General features: G+C 48.1%; 8 protein-coding genes. 4 read left to right on the top strand and 4 right to left on the bottom strand.

The annotated features are described in order from the left end of the window. Positions 1–17: 17 nt before the first annotated feature. On the bottom strand, positions 18–1,349 hold the full coding sequence (locus ACRJJO_RS14865) for an HlyD family secretion protein (protein WP_431066465.1): 1,332 nt from the start codon (positions 1,347–1,349) through the stop codon (positions 18–20). A 13-nt stretch (positions 1,350–1,362) separates the two neighbouring features. Then, positions 1,363–3,432, bottom strand: coding sequence for a peptidase domain-containing ABC transporter (locus tag ACRJJO_RS14860; protein WP_431066464.1), 2,070 nt, complete (start codon positions 3,430–3,432; stop codon positions 1,363–1,365). A gap of 671 nt (positions 3,433–4,103) precedes the next feature. On the opposite strand from ACRJJO_RS14860, the gene ACRJJO_RS14855 reads away from it, so the two are divergent. The 3 genes from ACRJJO_RS14855 (at position 4,104) to ACRJJO_RS14845 (ending at position 9,004) form a co-directional block, all read left to right on the top strand. Further along, positions 4,104–5,888 (top strand): GspE/PulE family protein, encoded by a 1,785-nt coding sequence (locus ACRJJO_RS14855; protein ID WP_431066463.1) that lies wholly within the window; start codon positions 4,104–4,106, stop codon positions 5,886–5,888. A gap of 465 nt (positions 5,889–6,353) precedes the next feature. After that, a complete protein-coding gene (locus ACRJJO_RS14850; protein ID WP_431066462.1) occupies positions 6,354–8,090 on the top strand; it encodes a choice-of-anchor I family protein in 1,737 nt (578 codons plus the stop codon). Between the two features lie 296 nt (positions 8,091–8,386). Then, positions 8,387–9,004: an inorganic pyrophosphatase gene (locus tag ACRJJO_RS14845; protein ID WP_404359305.1), complete on the top strand. Its 618-nt coding sequence runs from the start codon at positions 8,387–8,389 to the stop codon at positions 9,002–9,004. Positions 9,005–10,400: 1,396 nt separating this feature from the next. Here the strand turns inward: ACRJJO_RS14845 and ACRJJO_RS14840 are convergent. Both ACRJJO_RS14840 and pssA read right to left on the bottom strand, forming a co-directional pair. Continuing rightward, entirely contained in the window at positions 10,401–11,069 is a 669-nt protein-coding gene (locus tag ACRJJO_RS14840) for a TVP38/TMEM64 family protein (RefSeq protein WP_431066461.1), read from the bottom strand. Between the two features lie 9 nt (positions 11,070–11,078). Next, entirely contained in the window at positions 11,079–11,591 is a 513-nt protein-coding gene (gene pssA, locus ACRJJO_RS14835) for a CDP-diacylglycerol--serine O-phosphatidyltransferase (RefSeq protein WP_431066460.1), read from the bottom strand. Positions 11,592–11,988: 397 nt separating this feature from the next. On the opposite strand from pssA, the gene ACRJJO_RS14830 reads away from it, so the two are divergent. Then, complete coding sequence (locus ACRJJO_RS14830; protein ID WP_431066459.1) at positions 11,989–12,627, top strand: DUF47 domain-containing protein; 639 nt, start codon at positions 11,989–11,991, stop codon at positions 12,625–12,627. Positions 12,628–12,809 lie beyond the last annotated feature (182 nt).

Raw genomic sequence — 12,809 nt, 5'->3', positions numbered from 1 at the left:
GTTCTCGTTAATACGCGCTATTTATCGGATTTTCTGTATGTTTGAATACGGTCTAGATCGCGATATGGATGTTCCGGCGTCAACATCGGCGGGAAGCCGTTCAACTGCCGCCATATTTCGAAGCCGATACTGACTTGTTCCAGCAGAATCCAAGCCTTGACAGCGCCGCCTTGGCGTAAAAAGCGCTCGGAAGGCCACAAATGATCGCTTTCGTCGGGTACGATCATTACGCGGAATTTACCTTGGCCATTGTCGCTCGCATCGACGAAGGCGACAGTGCCGCCGAACGTACCGACCGCGACTTCAGGCCAACCGACGAATTGAATCGCGGGCCATCCTTCGAACATCAATCGAGCATGATGTCCTGGCAAAATCAGAGGCGCATCGTTACCGGAAACCCAAACTTCGACCGCGCGAGCATCGATATCCGGTACCAGAATCAACAGCGGATCGCCTTGTTTGACGATTTGGCCTTGCGGATTTACCAATAAGCGTAAGACGGTGCCGCTTCGAGGCGCAGTAATGCGTTGCGATTTTTGTCGGGCAATACTGACATCGTTGCTGACGAGGCTGTTACGGATATCCTCGATTTCGCCGAGTATTTTGTTCTTCGATGCGCTTGTCGAATCGATCTTGGCTTGTGCATCGGCGCGAATTTGATTGATATCGGCCTCTGCGGCATTTTGTTCGGCTTTTGCAGATTGCAGAGAGGCTTTCGCACTGTTTAGCGAGCGAATCCCGACGATTGCGTCGCGTTCGGCAACTTCGAAATCGCGCCGCGAAACCAGGCCGTCGCCCAACAAGCGTGAAAATCGTTTTTGCTGCAGTTGCGCCGTTTCGTATGATGCTTGCGCCGAAACCAAAGCTTCGGATGCCGCAGCAACCTTCTGCCGAGCCATGTCCAATTTATACTGCGCTGCGGTGACTTTCATGTCGCGCACGGTCAGCAAGCTGTCGATTTGGATTTCGTAAGAGGCGAGTTCCCGTTGTTTAGCGTCCAGTTTGGCCATATTGGCTTCACGTTGCCGTTTCAAGCGTTCGGGCAATAACGGGTCGATATCGCTCACTTCGACCAACAAATCGCCTTTTTTCACCTTTGCGCCTTCCTTGACGTGCCATTGCAAGATTCGCCCTGAGACCGTCGAATCGACGGTTTGTTGTCGCTCAAGCGGGGCAAATGCCGAGACATATCCTGTACCATTGACGTTTTGTTGCCAGGGCAAAAACAGTGCGAATATCGGTATCAGAATGAACAGCCAGGCGAATATCGTCACAATCTGTCCGACAAAGCGAGGGGTCTGTGAAGCGCTTAATACCGATAATAATGGATGATGATCTTGTGTCTGCATGAGGCCAATGAATCTATAAATCGATGGTTCGTTGACAAAGTTGTGCAATTGTTTTCGACCCGGTCAACAACAACAAAGTCCATGGCGCATCATCCGCGAATAATACATCGCGGGCTGGGCTGTCGGTGAAATGTTTCCAGTCGTCGAGCAGTTCATCGAGAATCAATACACGCGGATTTCCGATGATCGCGCGGGCGAGCAACAATTTTTGTGCCTGGCTGGACGATAGCGGAGAACCGGCCGAGTTGAGCACGGTATAAAGACCTTCCGGCAATTGTTTTTGGTCGGGAAAGATTTCTAAACGATTCACTATATCTCGAACTTGGTGCACACTGATGTCGGGTCTGCCTAGGCGAACATTTTCGATGATCGTATCCTCAATTATTTCAGTGCGCCCGGCCACCGCGACCGATTGCCGGAGACTTTCCAAGCGAATTTCGCGCATATCGATATGATTGATTTCGACATGGCCGTGACTGGGTAAGCGCAGTCCTGTCAACAATTCGGCGAGCGATGATTTGCCCGTTCCTGGACCTCCGAATAGCGCAACCTTTTCGCCGGGCATGATTTCGAAGGTCATATTTTTAAACGCTGTATAGCGATTATGATAGGTCAACGCTAAATCATAAACTCCGACATGCGCCGGTTCCGACAGTTTTAACACGTCTCCGGTTTCCCGTTCGACCGTCAGGTCGAGTAAATGTCCCAGCTTGTCGACTCCCGCCATTAAATCGTAATAACTTTCCAATTTCTTTTTTAATTGAGCGAACGAAACGAGTACGCCGGAAACGATCAATTCGGCCGCAACCAATTGCCCGAGACTGAGCTGTCCTTCCATGACTAATATCCCTCCAACGGCCAATAATGTCGTACTGGCTACGGCATATAAGGCGTAAAGACTGTATTGTTGATTCAAAAGAATACGGTAATGGCTTTTACGTGTATTTAAGTATTCATAAGCCAATTCATCGGTACGCTCTCGCGCGAGTTCCGGTCCGCCCGAAAACTTAAAAGTTTGGCCGTTGCGCGCTAAAGTTTCCAGCCAGGCGACCACTGCGTATTTGGCATAGGATTCCTCTATCGAGGTTTCAACGCCTTTGCGGCCCTGTACAAAAATAACGAAAGCAATCCATAAGACCACAAGCAAACCGAACAGTAACAGCAACGGATGATAAGCGGCCAATACCAGTAAGCCAATGATGCCCTGCAGGGCAATGGCGAAGCCGTCCAACAGCAAAAAGGCTCCGGCTTTTTGTACTGTAAGGATATCGAAAAAACGGTTAACCAATTCCTGACCGTTTTTATCGTCGTATTTCGACCATTCTACATTCGGTAGCCGGTTGCCGAGATCGGCCGCCATGCGGACAAACACGCGGCGCTGAATCAACTCGACCAAGTAAGACTGTACTATCGAAATCGCGCCGTAAAACACCAAAAAGATAAACAATAGCGTCGATAATACCGTCAACGGCTGCATCATGCCGCCCAAGGCCACCGTGTTGACGAGCGACTGTACCGCGGCAGGTGTTGCAAGGCTCAACAATCCGGAAGCGATGGCCAGCACAATGACATGCCACAGGTCTTTTTTCTCGACTTTGATCATTTCAAACAGCCGTTGTAAAGGCGGCATGTGTTCGTGACCATGTTCATCATGGGAAGAAGCATCCATCGACGCCTTTAATTCTACCAAATGCCATTCGAGTAAACGGTCGCTAGGGCAATCGAGCAACTTCATGAGTTCATTGAGTTTGAGCACCCGTGCCGTGACTACGTGACCATCGATCAATGTGGCTTTGATCCGGCCCCGGCTAAAGCCGGCCAACACCAGCCAGCGCCCGTCATCAAGGGGTTTGAGTAGTTGCGTTAAATGCCCGGAGGCGATCGCGGCTTGATCGATCGTCAGCATCAGCTCATGGCTAATCAATCCAAGCTTGTTGGCCGTTAAATGAAAGTTATCCGAAACGGCGCTGGACGGAACTTCATGTTGATGCAGGCCTTTATCATGTGCCGAACTGCCCATTTCCGACAGCAGGTAATCAAACAATGTCCTGAGTACGGTTTGACTGAATGCTTTTTGCGTCATTACTAAGAAAATAGAATAAGTGAGCTGAAAATGGAAAGTGTAAAACTAAAATTTTAATAGCTTATTAAAATTTGCTTACAAATATCTTACTTAATTCATGTGTTTAAATTTGGCTATGTTTGCGTTAATAGTAGGCGTTGATTCGGCATAAGCAACCTGCGCCTATTGGACTTTGCTGGGCGGGTTATTCAACCTGCTCGAAACGTTTTCATGGGCTTCAGTCGCAGTTGAAAGGTTCGGGACGGGGTACATGCTCCGCCCCGCTCAGGCAGTCTATCACTTAACTCATAGGCGCCAACTTAAGGAAATACCGCGTCATTTCGTCAGGGATTGGCGGAATCCAGTGCCGGGGATGGCAAAGGGTAGCTTTACATCCATATAGCCTTTATATCGGCAATTCACATGCCGATATGACGAATAATGCCGAAAATGCACCATAGAATACGCGCCAAGTCAGCGCTTATAAACGCTGACCTCCCTGTTAGCGTCGAACAAAATAGTATTGCCATAAAAGTCGCAATCATGACAGAGCGAAGTATAGTAACAGCTAAAAGAATGCAATAAGACGATTTTTGCAATGCCTATGATTTGTTAGAAATCGATTGTAATGCGAACCGGACTCTAAAATTTTAGCTAAGCTGTATAGACAATCCTTGAATTAAATAAGGCTTATGCGGGTAGAATTCAATACGGAAGACAAAAAACTAGATATCGACCGGGTTATCGATTGGCTTGATCGAGACGGTATGCTGTCGACTAAGGATCTTGAAAAATGCAGGCAATACGCCAATGCCTCAATCAACAAGCACAAACATCCGCTGAAAATATTGACCGAATGTGAAATCGGCGATAAGACCCGGCTCGGCAAATTGTTGACTCAGGAAGAGCTGACCCAATGGCTGGCCGACAAATTAGGGATGACTTATTACTATTTCGATCCCTTGCGAATCGATGTGCCGAGCGTTACCGCTATCTTTAGTAAGGCTTACGCCACTCATTACAACATACTTCCGATTAAAGTCAGTGATGATGAAGTCGTGATTGCAACGGCCGAACCCGATATCGGTTCTTGGCAAATCGATCTTGCCAAGATGCATAGCGGCAATATTAGCTTGGTATTCGCTAACCCCGATGAAATCAAGCGTTATACCGAAGAGTTTTATAATTTCTCGCGCTCGCTCAAAGGCGCAGGGGGCCAAACCAATGGCGATAGCCGTGCCGGAGGCCAAAATTTCGAACAATTAGTCGAACTTAGCAAGCAATCCGATTTCGATGTCAATAATCAGCATATCGTCAATTTGGTCAATTGGCTTTTGCAATACGCCTTCGACCAACGCGCCAGCGATATCCACATCGAACCGCGCCGCCTCCAAGGCAACGTCCGTTTTCGCATCGACGGCATTTTGCATCACGTTTATCAGTTGCCGATGCCGATTATGAATGCGGTTTTGAGTCGACTCAAGATTTTGGGGCGAATGAATATTGCCGAAAAGCGACTGCCTCAAGACGGTCGAGTCAAAACCCAAAATGTTAACGGTAAGGAGATTGAACTCAGGCTATCGACGATGCCGACTGCGTTCGGTGAGAAACTGGTGATGCGTATTTTCGATCCCGAAGTCTTGTTGCGCGATTACCGGCAACTGGGTTTCAACAAGCAGGAGTTGGCGATATGGAACCGGATGACTTCGCAAACTCACGGCATTATTTTGGTCACAGGGCCGACGGGTTCCGGAAAGACGACCACGTTGTATTCGACTCTAAAGCGGCTCGCGACGTCGGAAATCAATTTGTGCACAGTCGAAGACCCGATCGAGCAAATCGAGCCGTTATTCAATCAGATGCAAGTTCAACACAATATCGGACTCGATTTTGCGAGCGGCATACGCACGTTGATGCGACAAGATCCCGATATCATCATGGTCGGCGAGATTCGCGACCTGGAAACCGCCGAAATGGCTGTGCAAGCCGCATTGACCGGGCATTTGGTGATTTCGACGCTGCACACAAACAATGCGCCGGCTGCGGTCATTCGTTTGCTCAACTTGGGAGTACCGGGCTATCTGATTCAACAGACCGTATTGGGTATCATGGCGCAGCGATTGATTCGGGTGCTATGTCGGCATTGCAGAGCGGCCGCGCCGGTCGATAGCCGGCAATGGCATAACTTGGTCGCGCCGTTCAAAGTTGCACACCCTAAGCAAGTCTATCAAGCCAGAGGTTGTAAGGAATGCCACAATACCGGCTATGCCGGGCGCATCGGAATTTATGAGATTTTCGAAAACAGCCCCGGTATCCAGCCGCTCATTACTGAAGGGTGCGATTTAACCGCATTGCAACATCAAGCGATTAAGGAAGGCATGAAGCCGCTTCGGCTCAGCGGTGCCGAAAAAGTCGCGTCGGGCCTGACGACGATAGGCGAGGTGTTGCGTGTAGCGCCGGAGAGAATCGATTTTTAATAACAGGTCGAAAGCGGTTGCATAAAACTCATATCGGAAGACGATTAGAAAAAGCGGCTCTTGCCTAGTCCGTCGAAAAAAGCCATTTTAGCTCATTTCTGTGTTTCCTCTTTTTAATCGCGGCGAATTCAAGCTCAATAAAGCGCATAGTTCCAAGAAGTTATTTATCGCAAAATCCTAAGCGCCAGATGTAGGGTGCTAGGGTGCGCATCGCGCACCTGGGTCGGGACTTCTCGTCAGTTCGGGCGCCGTGGAAAGGTTCGCGATGCGTACACTACGGTGCTGTTAGATAATACACTTCTTGGCAGCCGATTACGAAAGCGGCTCTTGCCTCGGTTTGAGTTTTCTACGCAAATTTCAAAGTCATCAAAATGTAATCTTGCTTATTTAGGATTGAAAAGGTCTGGCATCGACTTATTTAACCTTATGCGTATTTCCTTTCAACCCGCCAGGCTAGGAGTAATCGTGAATAAAACCATCCTTGCAAGTAGTTTGATCGGATTGGGTCTTGCCCTCAATGGACAAGCTGAAGCCGGTAAACCGTTTAAACTTGACTTAAACCCTATCGGTACTTACGCGACGGGAACTTTTGACAAGGCTGCCGCTGAGATCGTAGCACACGATCCAGAATCGCAACGTCTGTTTGTCGTCAATGCCGAAAGCGGTCAGATCAATGTATTGGATATTAAAGATCCGTCTAAACCGACCTTACTATTTAATATCAATTTATCCGGTTACGGTGCTGTGATAAATAGTGTTGCCGTTCATAAAGGTTTGGTAGCTGCAGCCGTTGAAGCGGCAGTCAAGACCGATCCGGGCAAGGCCGTTTTCCTCGATATCGAAGGTAATGTTTTGGCTAGCGTACAAGTCGGCGCTTTGCCTGATGCACTAACGTTTACTCCGGACGGCAAGCGTGTATTGGTCGCCAACGAAGGCGAACCGAACGACGATTATACGATCGACCCGGAAGGTTCGGTCAGCATCATCGACTTACCCAAGCAAATCGCACAATTGACGCAAAGCCATGTTCGTACGGCGGGCTTCGAAAGTTTCAAAGAAAGCGATCTCGATGATTCAGTTCGAATCTTCGGACCTGATGTTAATCCTGGTGACGGCAAACGCTTCGCAAGAAATATGGAGCCCGAATGGATAACCGTTTCCAAAGATTCGAAAACCGCATGGGTGTCGTTACAAGAAAACAACGCGATCGGTACTTTAGACATCAAAACCGGCAAATTCACCGCGGTAAAAGGCTTGGGATTTAAAGATCATATGCTGCCCGGTAACGAGCTCGACGTTAGCGATCGGGATGGCAAAATCAATATCACGAATTGGCCCGTGCTAGGCGTTTATATGCCCGACACAATCGCCAATTACGAATATCGTGGAAAATCGTTTATCGTAACGGCCAACGAAGGCGATGCTCGTGAGTGGGAGGGCAATCCGGGTTATGTCGAAGCCTCCCGGTTTCGCGCTTTGTCGGGTGAGATTCCCGTGTGTGAAGACTCGCCGCGTTTTCTGGATTTCTTTGCCAACAATGAAATGGGTGTCACCACTTTCTCTCAATTGCGCGACAATACTAATCTTGGCCGTCTGAATGTGACGACTGCAAACGGTTTAAGTGCGGATGGTTCGTGTTACGAAGACATTTATGCATTCGGTGCCCGCTCGTTTTCGATCTATGCCGCAGACAGCATGAAACAAGCCTATGACAGCGGTTCGGATTTTGAACGCATCACCGCTAAAGTTTACCCCGAAAATTTCAATTCCAATCACCGCGAAAACAGTTTCGAGACTCGCAGCGACGATAAAGGGCCAGAGCCTGAAGGTGTCGTAGTCGCTAAATTGTGGGGTAGCACTTATGCATTTATCGGCTTGGAGCGTATTGGCGGCGTGATGGTTTACGATATCAGCAATCCTTATCGCCCGACGTTCGTGCAATACATCAATAACCGCGATTTTGGCTTCGAGCCAGGAACACCTGACGCCGGTGACCTGGGGGCGGAAGGCTTAATCGTAATTGAAGCATCGAAAAGCCCGATTCCGGGCGTGCCGTTATTGGTCGTCGCAAATGAAGTCAGCGGCACGACCACGGTTTTCCGCATCGATCGGGGACAGTTGGTCGGTTCGAAGGCGCTTAAAGGATTCCAAAAATGGGAGCGTTTAGCCGGTCCAAAGGCAATCAAAAGATTCCGTAAATAGTTAATTACCTTCTGTTTTAATACGTTGTAAAAATTTACAAACGATTCCATATACTGCAAATCCATGCTGCCTCTCTTTTGTCTTCCGGCAGGGAGGCAGCTTGCCGATTTGGGCCGAGGCGATTAGCCTAAATGTTTTTTATTGTGTTATCGAAACAAACCATTTAAGAAAATTTATAAACAATTCCTCGACGTACTCGACAAGTTCTATTAGATTGGTACATTAATAGCAGCTGAGCATACAAAGCTCTCCCGCAGCGTAACCTTTTCGTTTTTAACTTCAGAACAAATTAGTAAATGAATACCAAACATAGAGCTCACCCCTGGCACGGTATACACCCGGGCGACGAAGCCCCGAATATCGTTACCGCTTTTATCGAAATCGTCCCGTCGGACACCGTCAAATACGAGATCGATAAGGTAAGCGGCTTTCTTAAAATCGATAGGCCGCAAAAATTTTCCAATATGATTCCCACGCTTTACGGATTCATACCGCAAACCTTTTGTGCGGAAAAGGTGGCCGAATTCGCCGAACAGAAATCGGGTAGATCGGTAACCGGAGGCGACGGGGATCCGTTGGATATTTGTGTTTTGAGTGAGCGCAATGTGTCGCATGGCGACATTCTTTTACAAGCGATACCCATCGGAGGGTTTCGTATGTTAGACGGCGGCGAAGCCGATGATAAAATTATTGCCGTCATGAAAGGAGACACGTTTTACCGGCAATGGAATGACGTGTCCGATTGTCCGGTATCCTATATTGACCGCTTGAAACATTATTTTCTGACCTATAAACATCTCCCTAACGAAGCCAGTATTTGCGAAATCACACATGTTTATGGTCGAGAGGAAGCTCACGAAGTGATCAGAAGATCCTTAGCGGATTATCAAAACCATTTCGCTTGCGACTCATAAATTTTCCTGATTAACAAGTTTCTTCAGCTAAAGCAGCAATTCCCAATTTGGGGATCAAAAAGGGTTTGGGGTGTGCTTGGCGAGGATGTCGGCAGCAGGGAGCTGCCGCCAAGCCCCCATGGATGGGTTTACGGCGTTCCTCGACAGGCATACCCCATACCCTAAGATCGGCGAAAATGCTCAAACTGGGAATTGCTGCAGCTAAAGCCTAAAGATCAGCATATCCCTAGCAGGGCGAGGTTCGTAAGCCATGCGCGCCAAGCTAAAAACGGCCAACCCGCATCACGCTCTTTCCCAAGCTCCAGCTCTCGCCGTTATACATAAGTCGTAGATATACCGTCTTGCTATCTTGGCAAATGTGACCCCGATACCCTTTATTGTTGTTTAGCGTAACCGACTTTCCCTCACCTAGCGTTAGGTGAGGGACGACGAAGGCGTCCGCTCCCACAAGGGGCTGGATGCTCTGTGGGAGCGATCCCCAGATCGCGATCTCGGAGCCACTGATATCCAATATCCGAAGATTTATAAAACAGCACCGTTTCCAGTTATACGATGATCTCTGTTTAGCAAGTTTACCGATATGTGTGTATAACGAAGAGAGCTCCAGCTTGGGAAAGACACCCCGGAAGCTCTAGCTTCCTGAGGCCGGCGCAACATTCGCTCATTCATAATCAGTCCCTACTCGCTCGCTCGTTCAATCTTTCTTAATTGTCGGGAGGCTAGAGCTTTCTAAACGTAATTATTCACACCCCCTATCGTTCCCACGCTCCGGCGTGGGAATGAAGACCGAGACGCTCTAGCGTCTCGTACCGCTGGAGCGGTACTCAGGCATTCCCACGCAGAGCGTGGGAACGATAATTGCCGGGGGACTGAATAGTTACTTCTAAACAGGCTACCCAAGCTGGAAGCTTGGTTAACAGCATATTGTAGTTTTTGCGACTCCGACTGGCCCCTGCGCGGATACTTGGCTTCGGCAAGCGGAAACATATTGCTAATCAGGTACATTTTTGCTACCTAATTTGGGCATCGGGGTGCCCCGTTCGTTATTAGCGACTCGTAGAATCTTTGATGAGCCTGCTTGAATTGGCCAAGGGTCCAAAGGTTTCTTACATCGAACCGAGTATCTAAATTTTGGCAAATCGGGAGTTTGAGTGTTTGAATAGGGGCGGTTCTAATTCTGATTATCTATTGAGAAGTACGTTCATCTAAGACGGTAAATGCATCGAGCTTGACGCAGAGCTTTGTTTCCGGGAGATGCTGATGCTGGTCCGCCACGCCCGCACTTTCATTTGCCGGGGCGATGATCATACCTTCATGATCGTTAGGATGACCTCACTAATGTCAGCACACGAAGGACGATGGGCTTCATTGCATTCATGTTACTTGTTTTTGATTTTTAAGAGCTTTTGTAACTGTATTTCTTAATGATGACCGGGCACAGCGAGATCAATGCCACTACGGCCAATGACAGGATGATGTCGAATCGGAATATGTCCTGTAATGAAGTGATTTGTTCGAGCATGTTGCCGCCATTCGCATAAATGAATGAAGCCGGCGTAATGCCGGCTAGCGTGCTCGTTGCATATTTCCTGAAGGAAATTCGGGACAGGCCGGCCAAAATATTGATCAGAAAATAGGGCACGACCATGACTAACCGCAACGACAAGAAATAATAGAATCCGTTCGTCTCGATTTCGTTCTCGATCGTCTTCAATCTATCGTAATAACGTTTTTCGAATAGATCCTTGAATGTGTAACGGCTAACACCGAAGCCGACCAGGCAGGCCAATAGAGTGGCGCCGATGTTGTAAAAGGTCCCCCAATAGAATCCGAAAAAGTAGCCGCCCAACACTTTCAGCGGGGCGGCCAGCGGAATCGGCGAGTTGATGAAAAGCATGCAGGCGACAAAAAACAACAGAACCGACAAGCCATAATGTTCTTCGATGAAATCGCGCAGGTTGGCTTCATTGGCCTTGACATTGTCGATCGTCACGATATCGGCCATGTAAAAAGACATCACGATGATCAAGCTTATAATGGCCAGCCATAACTTAACGTTTTTCATAAGCGAGCCTCAAAAGATTCGCGATACTTTTAGTGTCGAAATCATCAGCAAGCCTTGTATGACAATAATGAACGGCCATACATTCAGGCTTTCCGGAAAATTGCAGTAGATCAAAAAAAGAACCGGAAACAGTACGCCATTGACCGTAATCGGTACGCCTTCGAAACCTTGCGCTTCCGAAACGTTGTATCGGGCCAATCTGAACATGCCGCAGGTGATGAAAAATAACAATAAAATCGATACCCAGGGCGCCGGTGTTTGCAAGGCGTAAAAGAGAAACATCGGCGCGACGCCGAACGATATTAAATCCGACATTGAATCGATTTGTTTGCCGAACGAATTCTTCTGATGCATCAAGCCGGCAACTTTACCGTCCAATATGTCGAAAATCACCGCGATGAATAATAAAGTTGCACTGAGCACGAAATTTCCTTCGATTGACATGATGATGGAAACAATTCCGCAGGACAGATTCGCTACCGTGAAAACGTCCGCTAGTTTCAGATATTTGATTAGATACATGATCACCCCGCTGATATGAACCCCGATACGTGATCGTAAAAAGATATTGTGACAGGATGATGAAGCGATAAACCTAAAAAGAGCAGTTGAGAGACTCAAACTAACGTTCGGCCTAAGCCATTCGGCTATGCTCAGGAGAGCCGTGTCGAAGGGTGAACGTTAGTTTGAGGCTTCACCAAGCCGGTGTAAGTGTTGTAGACCCTTCATACTTCGACTTGGCTCAGCACGAACGGTCTACAACACTCGCCAACTGCTCTTTTTAGGATAAATGTTTGCTCATCGCCGTCCCATCCTAGTTAAATCGAAAACATTCATCGATTTGTCATATTATCGAGCCAATATAAGACCGCCGGAATCGCAAAACCGATCCGAATTTTCCAACTTTAAAATTTTCGCCATGACCAACAATAATCTCGAGCATCATCTAAACTCCCGTTCGCTGGAGACGATATTTAAAGAACATCTCGACAATTCCCTCGACTGTGCGAAGGTATTGGGCCAGCTGTTTTCGAATTTGGACGAACGCGATCTCCACATCGAACAAGCCAAGATTCTGGAGGAAAAGGGAGACAAATTGACCGAGGAAGCGTTTCGCGCGCTCGAGCATTTGACCTACTCGGAGTACATTCGCATCACCGAGGAATTGATCAAACGCCTCGATGACATAGTCGATGGCCTTAACAATACCGCACGCCTGATCGATATCTGTCACCCCAAACAAATCGAAGACGCCGCGCAAGACATGCTCAAGGTCATACTCTCGATGATCGACCGACTCAGAATCGAAATCGGCGGCTATCCCAACAATGATTTGGCTAACGTCAGAACTTGCTCTAAGGAACTCAAGCACCATGAATCTAGCGCCGATGCCATTTATCACGACTGGCGGAAGAAACAGCGCAGTCTTCTCGTAATGTCTTTGATCGACGAGAGCAATTGGACCGAAATTCTGGGTGTGCTGGAGGAAACGACCGATGCCGCCTATCATGCTGCGCTTCTACTCGAGCGCATTATTCGTTATCGTCAGAGGGCTTGAGACGGTTTGGACCGTAGTTCAAACATTTTTTCACCGGCCATATTAAAGCTATTCATCATTCGTAGCTAAAAAGATGATTCGATTATTAAACAAGACAAAAAACCGGAACGCCTTGTCTTCGGATAGCCGAGTAGGTTGGGTTAGGCGGCAGCCGTAACCCAACCTATATGACTTCGATCGTG

Source organism: Methylotuvimicrobium sp., assembly GCF_050611805.1.
GTDB lineage: Bacteria > Pseudomonadota > Gammaproteobacteria > Methylococcales > Methylomonadaceae > Methylotuvimicrobium.
The sequence above is the reverse complement of the archived record's forward strand: the minus strand, read 5'-3'. Positions and strand labels throughout refer to the sequence as shown.